Below are 17,217 nucleotides of genomic sequence, written 5' to 3' on the forward strand. Positions count from 1 at the left end.
CCCTCCACTGCCGCCACCCGGCCAAGGTACATGTCCCGGGGCTCGGTCTGGATGACGTTGCCGAACACCACATGGCCGACGTCGTCGCCGCTGACCTGCGCGCGGGCCAGCGCTTCGCGCACCACCATGGCGCCCATCCGGGTCGGGGAAAGATCCTTCAGGCTGCCGCCAAAGGTACCGATCGCGGTCCGGACGCCGCTTACCACCACCACTTCACGTGTCATCTCTCATCTCCACAGTTTCAGTTGCCAGGCGCGGTCCGGTTTCACGTACCGGTGCGCGGTGTTGTTTCGAGCGAGGAGCGGCAAGAGTGGCTCTGCCAGAGGCAGACCGCATCGGCCTCGGCGGCAAATGCACGCCAGCGCTCAGCCTGCCTTTTGACCTGGATGATCGACGACTCCATCGCCTCCTCGCCCGGACTGCGGACCGGACACGGTCCACTGTCCTCGATAGATACACCCATGCTGCTCCCTTTAGCGGTCGTTGGTCAGGGTGCGGAAATGGCGTGGCTGGATCAGCCATGCGTCGTGCTGCACTGTCGAAGATGCAATCATCGGCACGCGCTGCGAGAGCCAGCAGCGTGTCGGCAGTTCCCAGTCGGCGACACTTGCGCGTAGCGCGGCGATGTCACTGGGCAGGTCGGCGAGCGTGGCACGGATCGCCTCAATCTGCGCCGCAGCGAGATTCCGGACAATGAAGACCAGCCGCCCGCGACCATCCTCGAACGGCCTTCCGTGCGGCCAGGCCCGCAAGCGCACCGGCGGATACGCCACGTCCTGCACGCACTGTACGACCCGAGGGTGCGCATCGCCTGCCACGCACATCAAGCCTTTGGCACGCAGCAGCGCAGCACCATGCCGGCGCAGGATCTGCCCCATCGCGACCGCGAAGCCGAACCACGGCACTGGCCGGTCGAAAGTGATGACGAAGCTGTGAACATGGGCGCTATGGCGTCCGCGCTTGTGTGCTTGGGGCAGATAGCGTCCCGATCCGGCCACCTCAGCGCCACTGATACCCCCTGCGGCCTCGTTCTGGTGCGCAATCTCGGTGCCCAGCCACGCCTGCAAACCAGGTGCCAGGTCGGTGCGACCGTAGACACCAGTGGATGACAGTAACACGCCAAGATCGGCAACACCGTGACGCACCTGAACACGGCTCGCCTGTGGGTTTAGCGACTGCAACTCCTCCTCAAGCCGGCCCAGTTCCGCCGTAGACGCCCGGTCGCATTTGGTGATCAGCACCCGGTCGGCTGCCATGATCTGTCGCCGACTCTCGGCGTATTCGTGCAACTGCTCCAGCCCATGGGTCGCCGAGATCGCCGTGACGACCTCAGCGCACACATATCGCGCACAGACAAAGGGTTCTTCCATCAGTGTGTAGAGCACGGGCACCGGGTCCGCGAGACCGGTGGTCTCGATCACTACACGCGTGATCGGCGCAATCTCGCGGCGCGCGACACGCGTGAACAGGCTCTTCAGCGCGGCAACCAGATCGCCCTGCATATTGCAACATAGGCAGCCCGAATCGAGCAGCAGCATCCGATCGCTGACAGCGTCGACAAGGTGATGATCGATGCCGACCTCACCGAACTCGTTGACCAGTACGGCCACGCCAGCCATGCCTGGCTGGTGGACCCAATGGTTCAGCAAAGTGGTCTTGCCCGCGCCCAGGAAGCCGGTAAGCAAGCTGACCGGAATGCGATCGACGGGGACCTTGCCCGCTACGGGCGGCGTGGCGGAAATGAGATTCATCGAAAAGCCTCCTGATAAGCGGATGTCATTGCAGGTACGATCCCTGGCTGGCGTAACGTCTTAGCATGCACAGCATCACGCCGAAAGTGCCCGCAGACGCACCAACATCTCAAGCACCGCCTCGGGTCGGAGCCCCGGCGCGATCTCAACGAATTGGAACTGTCCGGTCGGGGGCGGTGCAATGGTCTGACCGGCCGCGAACGCCGCACTAATGTCGCTTCCGAACGGAAGTGAGCCGTCATAGCTCCCAGCCTCGGCGATCACCGCGTCGAGCCCGGCCATTGCCTCGGCTGGCACCTGGGTAAAAGCGGGCAGCCGCAGCGCCACCGACCAGCGATAGTGACGCGCAACGTTGATCACCGACCTGTAAGGCTCGACAAAGGCCGTCCCGAGGTCTCTGTCATCCGTCTGTTCCTCCAGCAACAGGCCCGAGATCGGGAAGGTCGAGACCGAGCGGATCAGGTCGGCCACGTACATCGCTGCATCCTCGATGGCATCGGGGGCGAGGTCTTCGTCAGCGCCGCCGGCCAGCCGGTTGGCGTGCATCAGCCACGCGCGCGGCGATGGCATCGCCAACACGAGCGGCGTCTGACCACGCAAGTGCGCCAGCACCGCCTCTACCACCTCAGCCAGCACTGCCTTGGGTGCCGCAGGCTCCAGCAGCTTGCGCAGCGCCGTCGCCGGCCGGCGACGGCTTCCAAGTCGGGCCTCTAGCCCGCCCTCGCGTCTGCTCCAGGCTTCGAAGAGATCACCGACCTCGATAACCGCCACGTCCGGCTTCAGCAGGCCATGTGCTTGTGAGAAGTAGGCCAGGAAGCCCGCGGCACTTCCCCACGGGTCCGCATCGTCCGCGCCGAGCAGCAGGCGCTTCGTGTAGGCCGAGGATTTCAGCCACACACGGATCGCGCTACTGCCCGCCGAGCGCGGCAACAACTCGGCGAATGGCGTGCTCATTGCTTCGCGTCCTTCAGCACGCCGGCGACGGCCAGTCTGGCTTCCAACTCCTCGATGCGCACGTCCTTGGGATTGCGCATGTAGTTAGGCTTGGGTTCCCTTGCGCTACGAGTGTTATCTGGGCTGCCAACGTAGAGCGTGTCCACGTCATCGCCCCAACAGCCAAAATACTGCATGTGCGACGGCGGCTTGGGCTGGTTCCACGTCTTGACGAACTCCTTGAACGGCACGCTGCGAGCGATGCGCGCCTTGCGCTCAGCATCGCGCGCGGCCTGAGTTGCCTGGTGATTGATCGCCAGTGTCACAGGGTCGAACTTCACCTTGTAGAGCCGCTCGGCTACGCCCGGGGAGATCAGGCCATCCTCAATGTCCTTGATGACACCAGCCGGGTCACGCTCCAGCAAGTCGCCGTAGCCGGCGCCTGCTCCTTGCGAGATCATGAAAAGCTCCCCTCGTTTGGAGATCTCGAATCCCATGCCCATGTGGTGGGTGGTATAGCTTGCGCCCTCGAACGGCTGCTCGTTCATGATCTCCTCAATCGAGTGCTTGAACTTCTCCGGCTCGTTCATCAGTACGTCGTACACATCGACGTCCTGCACCTTGCACAGTGGATATGCGCCGCAGGCGTAGCCACCAAACAGGCCCTGGATGGGCGGGATCTTGGCGCCCTGGCAAACGGTCATGAAGCCCCACTGGTCGCTGTCCTTGGTGGCCACCATCATGGTGTAGCCCTGACCACCGCGGTACTTGCCGGGGGCGATGGCGTCCCGCGTCATCTTCTTCGAGACGAGTTGAAGAAACGGCACTTCCTCTTCATTCAGTTCCTGCTCGCCGATGTCTGCCATGGTCGCGAAGATCGGCGCCAACGCATGCTCGCCGTCGCGATCGACCGTCGCACCCGCGCCCATGCCATTCAGGTCCGCGCACAGATTGCCCAGCGTCTCGCCGTGCTGGCTGACCCCACCCCAGATGAAGGTGTTGATCATGTTAAAGGTTGGCGCATGAACCTTGGTGTACTTCTCCGGGCAGCTGTAGAGGAATTTGGCCACCGCATGCTGACCGGCGGTGAAGCCGGTAAAGATCGACATCAGGCTCTGCGAGTTCGGCGCTGCATACGAGCAGTTGACGATCGAATGCGGATCGGTGATGACCTCGATTGGCGCGAACGCCGCCTGGCCGCGCGGCAGATCCGGCCAGACATAGCACAGGAAGACCTGTGCCAGCATGCCTTTGAGCCCGGCGACGATCGTGTTGGTGGCGCGATTGGTGAATTCCGGGCTGGATCCTCGGAAGTCGAAGATCAGCCTATCGCCAGTTTTGGTGAGCTGGCAATTGATTCTCACCACGCAGTTCTCACGCAGCGTCGAGTCCTGGATGATATAGGTGCGCACCGTCATGTCAGGCCACTCGCTAATGCGGCGCTTGACCTCGGCACGGACATTCTCCATTGTCAGGCGCAGCGTTGAAACCAGAGCCTGCGGGCCGTCGGTATTCAGTGTCTCCTCGAGGCGCTGCTTAATGCGCAGGCAGGCAAAGAGCTTGACTTTCATATCCTCGTACTGCAGCTTGGGCTCGCGCACAGAGTTCTGCAGGAAGGTCAGGATGTCGCGCTTGATCTGATAGTTTTCAACCACTTTGAAGGGCGACATCTTGAGCCCCTCGTCGCAAGGGCTCTCGGCCATCGAGGGCATGCCGCCGGGCTCAATGGCGCCGTTCTCACCCTCATGCACCGTGGACGCGACCCAGCATACCAGCTTCCCTTCGTGGAAGATGGGCAGGATCATGCTCTGGTCGGTATTGTGGACGTTACCGTAGCGTGAGTCGTTGTGGATGAATCCGTCGCCCTCGCGCACGCCCACAGTCGGGTCGTTCATCCAGTTCTTGACGATGAACTTGATCGGATGGTGCACCAGCGCCGAAAAGATCAGCACCCCGCCCGCACTGGCAATCGCCAGATCGCCCGAGGCGGAATACACACCGGTGATCACGTCGCCCCACTTGGCGCCGGGTGCTGCGCCCATCTGCTCGACCATCTCGTAGCCCTCGTCGCAGCCAGCCTGGATGCGGTCGCGGATCTTTGCGACGGTGTGAGCGTCGCTGACCTGGTGGATGGCTACGTCCTCGTCCGCCGTGCGCGGCATCAGGTCGTGGTTCTGCATAATCTCGGGGTCGGGTCCGAGGAACAGCGTTGTGTCGTTGAGAAATTTCTTGATCAGCGCCACTTCCTCGGCGCTGGGCATCTTTGCCTTGACCGGCACATTAAGTTCGCTCATGTTCAGTCCTGCAATTGTGAGTGTTGGATGAGGTTGCGGCCGCGCTCAGGCACGCAGAAACCAGGAGGCGCCCTGGCGCGCTGCGACGAAGTTCCATCCCGGGTTGACCAAGAAGGTAGTCACCTCGGAAGCGACAACGGCCGGCCCCGAGATCTGCACACCCGGCTTGATGTCGGCGCGGTTCCACACCGGGGTGTCTAGCGAACCCTGATGGCCCACGAAGTAGCACTTTCGCGAGCTACCCGGAGGCGGCGGCGCCTTACGCTGCTCGGGAGGTAGCGGTTTGATGTCCTCGAATTGCACCGTTTCATGCCGCACGAAGGCCGCCACGCGAATGGTGTTGATGCGAATGCCCGCCTCGGGTGCTTGCGAACCCTCGCCGAAGCGCTTGCCGTAATCATTTGAGAACTGCGAAATCAGCGCCAGCACGTCGCCAGGGCCATGCACCTCATGATTGGGAATCACCGCCGTGGTCTGCACCAGCTGATTGCCATATCGCATGTCCAGTTCCAGGTTGTGGCAAATGTCCTCGCGCGAAGCGCCTTGGCGTAGCAGGTCCTGCGTGCCCAATTCCTTTAACTCGGTGACGATGCTGTTGAAGCGGTCGTAGTCATCGAACAGGTGACGGGTGTTAGAGTCGTACAAAACCATGTACAGCGACTGCTCGTGGATATGCAGTTGATGCATGTTGCCGGCGCCCACCGCCGAGAACACCGAGCTAAGCGGCGGCGCCAGGATCTTGTCGATGGCCAGATTCTGTGCGATGCCACAGCAGTGCAGGGGGCCATTGCCGCCGTAGGCCAGCATCGTGAAGTCTTTCGGGTTGTAGCCACGCGCGCGCAACTCGGTGAACAACCCGTTTGCCATGTTGTCGTCCACCTTCTCGCGGACTAACAGCGCCGCTTCGATGACCGAGCAGTCGAGGTCGTCACAGAGCGTGTCTTCGATTGCCGCCTTCGCGCGGCGCGGGTTTAGCGGAATCGATCCGCCTGCGTAGTTCTTCGGGTCCAGATAGCCCAGCACAAGGTCTGCGTCCGTCACCGTCGGGCGCATGCCGCCGCGATCGTAGCAAGCAGGACCGGGGTCGGAGCCAGCCGATTCCGGACCGCACTTCACAGTGTTGTACATGCGGTCATAGCTGGCAATCGAGCCGCCGCCGGCGCCCAGCGTCACCAGGTGCACCATGGGCACCGACACCAGCCAACGGTCGATCACCGGGTTGAAGTCGTAGTGCTTGATGCCGCCGTCAACGACGATGCCGATGTCGTAGCTCGTGCCGCCCATGTCGGTGGCCACCACGTTGCCCAGACCGGCCTGCATTGCAAGGTGCTCGGACGCGCCTATGCCAGAGACAGGGCCGGAGTGGATGGTCTGCAGCGCATCGGTCGAGTTCAATTGCGCCATACCGCCGGAATTATGGATCACCAGCATCGGCTTCTCGTAGCGGTGCGCGCGCAGGTTCTGCTCCAACGCCGACAACGCGTGGTACATCGTCGAGTGCAGGTAGCCATCGACAATCGCCGAGGTAGCGCGCACGTACTCACCCTTGCGTCCCGCCACCTGATGCGACAAGATGACAGGGATCGCGCCTAGCAGGTGCGATGGGTATTCTTCCAGCAAGATTTCCTCGATGCGCTGCTCGTGTGTCGGGCTCACCACCGCATTGACCAGGGCGACAACGATGATCTCGGCACCCCTGTCCACCAGCAAACGGATCTGCGTGCGTACATCGTCTTCGTCCAGCGGCATCACCAGCTTGCCCTGAAAATCTACCCGTTCGCGCACACCGCAGATCATGTGCGGCAGCACCAGCGGGTCCGGACGCTGCGCGTTGGGCATGTCCTGTTGGCCGAGGTTGTCCAAACCTTCGCCATAGCCGCGTGCCCGGCTAAGGGGCACCGTGGCTTCAAAGCCGGCCGTCACCAGCATTCCGATCTTCGGGCCCTTGTGCTCGATCAGCGCATTCGTGCCCAGCGTGGTGGCGTAGCGTACCGAATCGACCTGCGACAGAATCTGCTCCAATTGCAGATCCAGCACGTTGCAGGCCTTGCCCAGCGCCTCATTGAATCCCAACGCCAGATTGTGATGGGTGGTCAGGGCCTTGGCTTCAATGTACTCGCCATCCCAGACTACGAAACAATCGGTGAACGTCCCACCGATGTCGACAGAAACTCGCCTCATGCTATCTCCTCAATTCATGGGTACCGGCGTGCGCCGACCCGGCGGCGGGTGCGTACACCCTCCTCCGCATCGGCTCGCCAAGCCGGTTCAGGTAGTCAGTTCAGCAGGGGTTCAGTGGTTGTGTCCCTGGTCGGGCACGACGGCCGGACCGACCACCGCCTCGCCCATTTCCCCGCGCCGCGCCCACTGTGCTTTCAGGGCGGGCAGGTCCGGCTGCATGTCGTGCAGCGGCGGGTGGCCAGGAATCGCATATTCGACTTCGGCCTGCGTGCCGCAGCCCGGGCAGCAATATTCGAGAATCCGTACCCACTCCGGATCGGGGCTGAAAGTGAAGCGGTACTTCTCGGGATCGATGATCGGTGGGTGGATCTCGCGCGGATCCCGGTTATGCACCAGGAGCCCTTCCTTGTAGCTTTCGCTGGCTGGTCCGATCACATGCCCACAGACGCGGCATTCCCATTTCTCGGTCTCCAGATCGATCTGGAGATACTCCGTCATTAGCACTTTCATGGCTTCAGCCTTTCCTGTTAAGCAGAATATCGCCGGCATCGCTGATGGCGAATGCCCAGCCATCGAGCACCCGACAGGTGAAATAATCTTCTTCGAGAATCGCTGGCCCGGTCGCCCAGTCCCCGGCTTTCAATTGCGCCAACTTGTAGACCGGTACGTCAATGCGGCCCCTATCTCGCGTGAGGACGTTGCGCACCCCGTCGGACGGGGCAGGATTAGCCTTAGCGAAGGAGGCAGTCCTGGACGCGTTGGAACGCAACGCCTTGACCGCCTTGAATTCCAGCTCAACCGAGCGGGCTCTGGCGAATGCGGTCGGAAAGACCGGCGACGCATCGAGCGACTGCACCGCCTCCTCCCCATCTCCCAAATCGGCCACCAGCTTCGCCTCGACCGTGTAGGATCCCGCAGCGCAGCCTTCGGCAAACATGTCACGCGATGCCTTAACCTCCAGTGCGTTGAGCACCTCCTTCAAGCAATCCGTGCTGTGGTCCCCCAGCGTCACCGTGTAGCGCTGCGAGATATCGCAGGCGCCGATGCCGTAGGCGCTGAACACCGCTGCCATCTGCGGAATCGCCACCTGATCAATACCGGCCTTCTCCGCCACACCGCAGGCGTTTAGCGGGCCAGCACCACCGAAGGCGAGCATCACGGTGTCCTTCGAGATCGTTGTGAACCGATGCAATTCGACGGCGATCTTCTCTTCGTAGGCGTGCTCCATCTGCAGGATCGCCTCGTCCGGACTCACCTGCAGCGGCTCGGCGATGTTGATGTAAATGGCAGTCGCGGCCCGATCCAGATCGAGCGCCATATCGCCGCCGAAGTATGACTTCGGGTCCAGCAACCCGCACAGCAAACCGGCATCGGTGATCGTCGCCTCTTTGCCGCCACGACCGAAGCAGGCTGGGCCGGGCACCGCGCCGACGCTCTCGGGGCCGATGGTGATGCGGCCGTTGACAACCTTGAAAATCGAGCTGCCACCTGCCCCTGCACTCAGGATTTCGCACAGTGGGAACGAAACACTGATCCCCTCCACGTGGCCGCGGCGCACCTCTGCAACTGCGCCATTCAGGTACTGGCCGATGTCGGTGGTCGTCCCGCCGACGTCGATTGAAACGGTGTCATTGAAGCCGTAGCGCTTCGAGAAAGCCTTAACGCCTTCCATGCCACCGCGCGGGCCGGAACTGTAGGTCTTGATTGCTACCGTTTTGGCGACGCGCGAGGCGTCGCCGTCATTGCGGAAGATCAGCAGCGGATTCTTCGTCCGATAGGCGCGCAGGCGGTTTTCCGCGTTGAACAGGAACGCCTCCATCGCCGGATGGAGAAACGAGTTGATCAGCGCCGTCCAGGTGCGGCGCACCACGTCACGGTCGGAGGTCAGATCGCTGCCGTACAGAATCGGTACGGCACCCAGCAGGTGCCGGGGATACTTGCGCAACGCGATCTTCTTGAAGCGGTCTTCCACCGCCAGGAAATTGCTGCCGCCGAAACTCGCCACCAGGCGGTTCGCGCCGTTCGCGGTGAGGTGGTTAATTGCCTTGACCACGTCGATCTCGGCCTGGTCGCCCATCACGACCGCGGAATCGAGAAAAGCCACGCGGTCGCCTACCAGCGCCTCGAATACATCCGGGTCATGCTCGGCCAAGCGCACCGGCAGATCGCGCGCTTTCGCGTCGACAATTAGCCCCAGCCGCGGCCCTTTGCGTTCGCAGATGGCGTTGGTGCCCTGCGTCGTCGAATAACGGATCAGGTCTACCTCTTCCAGCAGACGCTTTACGTCCGGCTTTCCGTAGACAATGCCCGATGCCTTTTCCAGCCCCTCGAAAAAACACTTGCTCAGGTCGTATGGCGTGGTCAGGACTTTGGTCTTCCTGACCGTCGAGTCATCCAATATGCAGATATCGGTGAGCGTCCCGCCGTTATCGATGTTGATTTGCAACGTCATGTCGTGCCGTCTCCTAGCGTTGATCTCGCAGTCATTGCCCCCGATGTCCGGGTAGCGTCGGTTGAGTTCCGCAGTCCCTATAACGCGAAACCCGTGCCAGATCTGGAGAGGCCGACAAAAAAATCTATCTACTTGATTTCACTGTATTTTTACTCCCTTCAGAAAAGACCGCCTCAGATCTACTGTCCGATTCCCGGACAGACATCATGAGCCTCGCTGGACATTCTGCGACGCAACATTGGGAAACCGGAAGTGCAGCTGCCGAAAAACCCGGCAAATACCCTGGCGAGGTAATGAACAGGATGCAACGTTATTCCGAAAATTCATTGCGATCTTGTCCAGAGCAGGGTAGTGGCCGGATTCCCCAGGACAGGCCGACGGGAGCGCAACGTCAATCGATGAGGCAAACAGATGACAAGACACCGCCGACAATCCGGTGCCAGCCGAAAGCGAGAAGCCGTATGGATTTTCAAGACTCTAGCCCTATCGGTTAAGGAAATAGACCGATGGATAAAGGCGGAATCGTGCGCTGCGTTCTGCCGGAACGCGCTAGTTTTCGATGGCGACCCATGGTAAACATGATCAACCATTCACGGGGAATGCAATTGACCGGCAGTGCGATTGGTTCGAGCAATACTGGGCGCGAGTATCGTATGTCGCGTAGATCTGCTCCGCCCGGCGCTGGATGTACCAGGCGGTGGCAGTCCATATGCCTGCACTGAGCACCGGGCGATGCACGCGCGCCGCGCGATCGTTTGCAGTGTGAACTGCAAGGGGTGCCGGACCTTCCCTTATTGGGCGCTACTTGCTGGATCTGACGATGGAGAGGCAGGGGCAGTATGCGAATCAAACCGACGCCCGGCGTGATATCACCTGGTACATTGCCGGGCATCTATAATCCGACGCGTTTGCATGCACGCCCATGCGCTCGATCGCCCCAAGCCTACGAGGCGAAGCTGGCCGCAAAGCAACCTGGCGGCTTATCCGGAATGACTTGCCCACCGGACGCGCTGCTGCGCAACTCATCCACTACGCCGTCAAGACCGAAGCGCTCGAGCTTGAGGTATAGGGTGCTCCTGGCGATCCCCAGGTGACGCGCCACGGCAGTCATGTTGCCCTGGCATTGCCGAATGGCCTCGTACAGCGCCCTCCGCTCGGCTGCCTCTAGACGCGTCAGAACACGCGGCCGACGGCCGTTATCGACAGCCATTCGCTCGCGATCGCCTGCCTGGGGCTGAAAAAGCTCCACCGGCAGATCTGCCTCGGTGATCAGGGTATTGCCTGCCGTCAACAGCATGTTCTCGATCACATTCCTGAACTCGCGCACATTTCCGGGCCAGGCATAATCCTGAAGCCGCTCGAGCACGCCGGGCGTCACCTGCACAGACTCGAGTCCGTGTTGCCGCGACAGTAGTTTCAGATAGTGATCGACCAGCAAGGGAATATCATCGGCGCGTTCACGCAGTGGCGGGATGTTGATGCTGGTGACCGCAATACGATAGAACAGGTCCATCCGGAAGTTGCCATCGCTGATCTGCCTGCGCAGATCACGGTGCGTGGCGGCGATCAGGCGGAAGCTGACCTTGCGAGCCTTGTTCTCGCCGAGGCGATAAACCTCGCTCTCCTCCAGCACGCGTAGAAAATGCGGCTGCAGGTCGATCGGCATCTCGCCGATCTCATCGAGAAACAGCGTGCCTCCGTCAGCTGCTTCGATCTTGCCAATCATCCCGCCACGCTTTGCGCCAGTGAACGAACCCTCGGCATGACCGAACAGCTCACTGCTAAGCAGCTCGCGTGAGAGGCCGCCACAGTTCAGTGCCACGAATGGCGCGCTCTTGTCCGCATTTGCTTCGTGAATGCCGCGCGCGAACACCTCTTTGCCGACTCCGGTTTCGCCGAGCAGCAGCACCGGCACGCGTGACTTTCCCAGATGCCTTGCTCGGGAGATGGTCTGCTGAATCGCCGCGGAGTGGCCGATAACGCGCTCAAACGAGCGGTCGGAAGACGCAGCCACGGGCTCAGGAACCGACCGGGCGGTGCCGCGCGCGCGCTGGTGGAAGGGCAATGTCAGCAGCGCCCCGACCTGTCTCCCGCTAACCATCACCGGCTCCAGCCAGTCACGACTCGCCCACGCCGGCAGCGTGATCGGCACACCGTTGCCACCGATCGTGATCTCGGTCAGCCGCGGTCCTGCGGGGCGACCATCTGCGCGCCCTAGCTCGGCCAGCATCTGCGTGGCGAGGCCGTTGGCCTTGATTGCCCTGCCTCTGCGATCAAACAGAATGACGCCATCGCTCATATTGTCCGTAACGCGCTCGATGCAAGCCTCAAGCAGGCTGCAGCGGATGTCCAATTCGGTCTGCGCCAGCCTTCCCTCGATGCGCGCCGCCGTAGATACCACCAGCGCCAGCGCGTGGCGGCTGTAGGACGTGGTGAGACCCGACACATCGAGCACCCCCAGCGTGCTGTTGTCGAGCGGATCGCGGATCACCGTGGCGGAACACGACCAGCGCTTGATGCCCTCGCAATAGTGTTCTGCCGAGTGTATCTGCACGGGCTGCCCGATCTCCAGCGTTGTGCCGATCGCGTTGGTGCCGCAGGCCGGCTCGCTCCAGTCGGCCCCCGAGATCAGATGGACGTTCTCCGCAGCGCCCAGTGTTGAGGTATCGCCCTCCAGATTCAGAACCGTGCCGCGGGCATCGGTCAGGACCATCACCGTACCCGTCTCAGTCAGGAAATCTCGCGCCAGTGCCATCACCGGCGTGCTGGCGCCGAGCAATTCGGCGCATTGATCCCGCAGTAGATGCAGCTTGTCCTCGGACATCGGTAGCGGTGCGTTGGCGCGGTCCGGGTTGACGCTGGCTTGCTGGCAGCGGCGCCATGAATCGTCGATCAGCCGCCGGAGGGTGCTCGAGTCGGCTTCGCGACCGCACTGGAATCGTTCCCAAGCGGACATGACGCGGCCGTCATTCTCCGGTCGCGAGAACATCTGCTCTAAAGCTCTGGCGGGCATTCTGGTTGTCTCCTGCGTGTGTCGTTCACTTCTCATCGACCAGAGTCTGATCATTCAGCCGGACAACCGTAGGTTAGAGCCGGTGGCGAATTGGATCACCACCTAAAAGAGTGGTATGGCTGGATACATTGGGTAGTACTGGCGCCGCTGACAGCACACCCACCTCCTGAGGCTTGGGCAACAGCGACGAGTCGGCGAGGAATTCACCCGGTCCACTCGCCTATCCGCGATGGTCTGCATTCGAAACCTGCGCGCTACCAGCCTGCCAACAGCAAGAGTGCGAGTGCAATGGAGAAACTTCCGGGGGAACCCTGACGGCGGCATAACGTGGTCAAGCAGCGTTGGCTATGTGCGCGTCCGCTTGGGGTTTTACGGACTCTGGGGGTGATTTATAGTAAGGGTACCAGGGCCGGAAATGCCGCATCGCAGCATGGTCCCTCAAAAATTGCTACATCGGAGACAAGTTGAATGACAGCGTCAGCACCCCCGTCAAGGCCCGCCAGTCCGTCGGCGATGTGCACGTTAGAGTTCACATTCTTCCCGCAACGTCAACAATGACGCGTCAGTCGTCGGTCAATTTCCCTCGCATGCAAGACAGAAGACAGACCTCATGACTGAACGTGTACCCAAGTTTCCGCCCACGACGGGTGTGGGCAATCCCAGTCAGGAAGAGAGAGTCGGAATCCGCCAAAGCCCACTGGTTACAACAAAGCTAAAACCGCCCTTCAACAAGGCGAAGCTGATTGAACGCGCGCGTCTTGTGGGGATTCTCGGGCAAACACTAGCCCATAAGCTGGTACTGATCCACGGCCCCGCCGGCTTTGGCAAGACAACGCTGGCAGCACAATGGTACGCACGGCTTTCACAAGAAGGCGCAGTGGTTGCCTGGCTCTCTGTAGATGCGTCGGACAACGACCTTGAGCGCCTTCTTGCCTATGTCGTCGAAGCCATCCGCACCGTTGAGCCGGATATCGGCTCCGGTCTGGCACAAGTGATTGAATCGAATCCTGGCAATGCCACGGAATTCGTCATGGGTAGTCTCATTAATGAATTCGAGCTTTATGATCAGGAATTCGTGCTCTTCCTGGATGATTGGCACCTGGTCAGCGAGCCAAAGATTCATGCGGCATTGGAACTCTTCCTCTCACGCGTTCCACCGAACTTCCATCTGGTCGTCGCAAGTCGGACTCGGGTTGGCTTGCCGCTAGCGAGGCTCAGAGTACAAAACGAACTCATCGAAATTAACGCGACGGATCTGCGATTCGACTACGAAGAATCGAGCATGTTCCTGTCCAATACCAAGGCGCTCGAACTTAGCCCAGTGGATTTAGCCACGTTGTGGCGCAGCACGGAGGGATGGGTCGCAGCACTTCAACTGGCGGCAATATCGTTGCGACGTGCCGGGAACCGAGAGAGCCTCCTACACTGGGCTTCCGGCACACCTCGCGATATCGGTGAATATCTCGCCGAAAATGTGCTGGCCAGCCTGCCCAATGACATGATCGACTTCCTGCTCAAGACTTCGTTGCTAGGGCGACTATCTCCTGGCCTGTGCAACGCTGTCACCGGGCGGCAGGACAGCGCGCACATTCTGGATGTGCTCGAACGACAGGATCTCTTTCTGCTGCCCTTGGACGAGGACAGGCAGTGGTTCCGCTATCACCATTTGTTCGCCGGGTTCCTGCAGCGAAAACTGGAGAGGGACTTTCCCACACTCATCCCGTCCCTTCATCTTGCCGCCTCAGTCTGGTTTTCTCTGCATGGGCAGACCATGGAGTCTCTGAGTCATGCATTGGCCGCCGGTGAGAAACATCGTGCGATCGAGCTGGTTGAAAAAGATGCGATGTCGCTGGTGCAGAACAGTTATATGGGTTCCCTGCTCGGCCTCGTGAGCCAACTGCCGAAAGACCTGCTTGTCGACAGGCCTCTACTCCAGACGGCGATAGCGTGGGCTAACTGCCTCACACATCATCCTCACGCGGCAGAGGAGGCACTATCGCATGTTGCGCGAATTGCGGCCAATGCTACTCCCTCGGAAAAAAAACTTCTGACTCATGAGGCTGATGTCATTCGCGCCTGCATTGCCATATATGCGGACGAAATCGATGACGTGGAGCGAATGGTCCAACCATGCCTTGAATCCAGCTCCGAATACCCACCCTGGGTCGTTGGGGTCGCAGCCAATATCTTGACTTACCGATACATCCATACGTTCCAGTTTGACAAGGTTCCGCCATTGCAGACTTGGGCTCGCGATTTCCAGGACCGTGCGCAGGGGCTATTCAGTGCGGTATATGGTCGTTGTTTCTCCGGTATTGCAGCCTACTTGTCCGGAAACCTCCACCTAGGCAAGAAGCATTTTCTTGACGCATTTGTACTGGCTCAAAACACCGCCGGAAAAGAATCACACGCCGCCCATCTATCAGGTTCCCTCCTGGGTCAGATGAAATACGAGATGAATGAGCTTGAAGAAGCGGAACAACTCCTTCAAGACAGCCGAGTACTTGGATTCGAAGGCGGAGTTGTTGACTTCTATATGGCGACTTTCATTTCCTCTGCCAGGTTGATGGTTCTGAAGGGTGATCGCGGCGCCGCAAGCATTATCCTCAAGGAAGGTCAGGAAACAGCCAAGCATGTGGGACTCACTCGCCTCGGTGTGGCCGTTGCCTGCGAGCAGGCACGGATCAGCCTCTTGGCTGGCGACATTCACACAGCCGAGCAAATACTAGACGGCTCGCACTTCCAGCAATACCACGGTGAGGTGCCAGCCGCAGGGATAGGGGGGCAAATTTGGGATACCCTCCAAGTTGCGAGAGCTCGTCTACTCTGTGAGCAGGGTCATCCGGAACAGGCGATCGCTATCCTGCGCCTCCAATCAGAGCGCGCCAGAGCAACTGGACGCATGTATCACGAGATCGTAGTGAGCGTCTTGATGGCTATTGCACTCAGTCTCTCTGGAAAGGAATCGGAAGCGGAAGACGTGTTGACAAGAGCGGTAACAGAAGGGGTATCGCTCGGCTTCGTTCGAATCTTCCTGGACGAGGGACAGCGCGTCATCAGGCTTCTGGAGCGGCTGCGTGAGAAAGCACGCCGTCACCAAGGATCCTCCGGCGCGCACTCCGATGTCGGCGCGGCAGCAAACCTGTTGATCACAGCTAGTAGAGCCCCTGCTCGAGGTCTGCCTCTACAATTGCCAATGAAGCAGCCAATTCCTAAGCTAGATGCTGGAGACGATCCAAAGCCACCCTTCGATGATCGCCTGAAAGGTCGTGAAATCGAAATTCTCAAACTTATTGATCAAGGTCACTCAAACAAAGAGATCGCGCGAGCGCTGAGCATTAGCGTTGATACGGTCAAGTGGTACCTTAAATCGATATTCAATAAGCTGTGTGTGGCGCGCCGCGGTCAAGCGATTGCTGAGGCGAGAAGGCTACGGCTGCTTGATAAGGCGTAACACGGATCCAGATTGAGCAGCCCCTTCGCTAAGGCTGCTATTGAAGAGAATGACGACCTGTGCAAGCTGCTTGCGCATGAGACGACGTAGAAGTGTCTTACTAAAAAGGCTGAGACCAATGTTTTCAGTCAATGACAAACCACGATCAGGATAATTACCTCTAAATTCTTTGTAAGCAAAAAACACGGCGGACGCCACGCAGAAAACAAAGAACCCGATCATAATCCATGCGGTTATACACATCTCTGACCTATCAAGGCGACCGAGGGGACGCAGGAAAGCTGTTTACTTTCAATGACTTGAGACGGCACTTGTAAACTCCCCGAGCCTCGCGCTTACTCTCGCATTTTGGGCGACGCATTATCTACTGAATCGACGCACTGGGCAGCGACTGAATTTGCTCAACTGGATCTCGGTGATGCGCACCTCGACAAGCGAACGAGGATATTCATGGAGCGATTGGCGGCCGATCCGATGGCCAGCGTTCCGAAGGCATGTCACGGCTGGGGAGAGACTATGGAAGCCTATCGCTTCTTTGGCAACGACAGCGTTGACTGGCGCGATATTCTGGCGCCGCATTGGCAGCAGACCCAACAGAGAATGCAGGCTCAGCCGGTCGTGCTGCGTCTTCAGGACACGACGGAACTTGATTTCAACGGCCAAGGGCCGATCGGTCTGGGGCCGCTGAGCTATGAAGCGCAGCGCGGCATGTATTTGACCCGCCCTATGCCGTCACACCGCAACGCGAGCCGCTTGGCGTGCTGCACGCGTGGATGTGGGCACGCGAGAAGCGGGACAAATTTGGCAAGTGCAGTGGGCCAAAGGTACCTGTTGACCCGTGTCAGGCAGCCCGCCAAGCCAAGCCTGAACGAAGTGCTGCGCCCGATTGCTCGCCTTGGCGGATTCCTTGGTCGCAAGGGCAATGACGATCCAGGCGCGAATACGATTTGGCTTGGCTGCAAGCCAAAATGATTTCCGCGCAGTGACCACGCAGTAATCGGGTCATTCCAAGATGTTGTGGTTCGCCATTCCGTTCACGCTCTCCCGGATTCCATTCCTCGCCATCCCGTCGCATCGCCAACTGTACTGTCTTGCACATGACAATGTGGCGTCTCACCGGGCAGTAGCATCCGGCCTGA

The 17,217-nt window shown here is 60.1% G+C and carries 9 protein-coding genes and 2 pseudogenes; 3 read left to right on the plus strand and 8 right to left on the minus strand.

Annotated elements, in window-relative coordinates; genetic code table 11:
• The 8 genes from AC1RWI_RS01345 to AC1RWI_RS01380 form a co-directional block, all read right to left on the minus strand.
• The coding region (locus tag AC1RWI_RS01345; RefSeq protein WP_492864069.1) for a thiolase family protein at positions 1-224 on the minus strand (224 nt) is incomplete at its 3' end.
• Positions 225-473: 249 nt separating this feature from the next.
• Complete coding sequence (locus tag AC1RWI_RS01350; protein ID WP_492864071.1) at positions 474-1,751, minus strand: CobW family GTP-binding protein; 1,278 nt, start codon at positions 1,749-1,751, stop codon at positions 474-476.
• 75 nt (positions 1,752-1,826) lie between these two features.
• Complete coding sequence (locus AC1RWI_RS01355; RefSeq protein ID WP_492864073.1) at positions 1,827-2,705, minus strand: hypothetical protein; 879 nt, start codon at positions 2,703-2,705, stop codon at positions 1,827-1,829.
• Entirely contained in the window at positions 2,702-4,927 is a 2,226-nt protein-coding gene (locus tag AC1RWI_RS01360; RefSeq protein WP_492864075.1) for a hydantoinase B/oxoprolinase family protein, read from the minus strand. Before AC1RWI_RS01360 ends, AC1RWI_RS01355 begins: the two co-directional genes overlap by 4 nt.
• Before the next feature lie 96 nt (positions 4,928-5,023).
• Positions 5,024-7,159, minus strand: a complete 2,136-nt coding sequence (locus AC1RWI_RS01365) for a hydantoinase/oxoprolinase family protein (protein WP_043354052.1) — start codon at positions 7,157-7,159, stop codon at positions 5,024-5,026.
• A gap of 111 nt (positions 7,160-7,270) precedes the next feature.
• Positions 7,271-7,657 carry an acetone carboxylase subunit gamma gene (locus AC1RWI_RS01370; RefSeq protein WP_017226736.1) on the minus strand — a complete coding sequence of 129 codons (387 nt, stop codon included), beginning with the start codon at positions 7,655-7,657 and terminating at the stop codon, positions 7,271-7,273.
• Between the two features lie 16 nt (positions 7,658-7,673).
• Positions 7,674-9,611 carry a hydantoinase/oxoprolinase family protein gene (locus AC1RWI_RS01375; protein ID WP_492864078.1) on the minus strand — a complete coding sequence of 646 codons (1,938 nt, stop codon included), beginning with the start codon at positions 9,609-9,611 and terminating at the stop codon, positions 7,674-7,676.
• 943 nt (positions 9,612-10,554) lie between these two features.
• Positions 10,555-12,624 (minus strand): sigma-54-dependent Fis family transcriptional regulator, encoded by a 2,070-nt coding sequence (locus AC1RWI_RS01380; RefSeq protein ID WP_492864080.1) that lies wholly within the window; start codon positions 12,622-12,624, stop codon positions 10,555-10,557.
• 610 nt (positions 12,625-13,234) lie between these two features.
• Between AC1RWI_RS01380 and AC1RWI_RS01385 the strand changes: the two genes are divergently transcribed.
• The 3 genes and pseudogenes from AC1RWI_RS01385 to AC1RWI_RS01395 all read left to right on the plus strand — a co-directional run.
• Positions 13,235-16,078, plus strand: coding sequence for a winged helix-turn-helix domain-containing protein (locus tag AC1RWI_RS01385; protein ID WP_082055101.1), 2,844 nt, complete (start codon positions 13,235-13,237; stop codon positions 16,076-16,078).
• Positions 16,079-16,426: 348 nt separating this feature from the next.
• A pseudogene (locus tag AC1RWI_RS01390) lies at positions 16,427-16,887 on the plus strand (IS4/Tn5 family transposase DNA-binding protein); the annotation flags it as partial.
• Between the two features lie 28 nt (positions 16,888-16,915).
• Positions 16,916-17,050, plus strand: a pseudogene (locus tag AC1RWI_RS01395) (IS4 family transposase); the annotation flags it as partial.
• Between the last annotated feature and the right edge of the window lie 167 nt (positions 17,051-17,217).

The sequence above is a fragment of the Cupriavidus sp. MPR-AND1C genome, assembly GCF_058809705.1.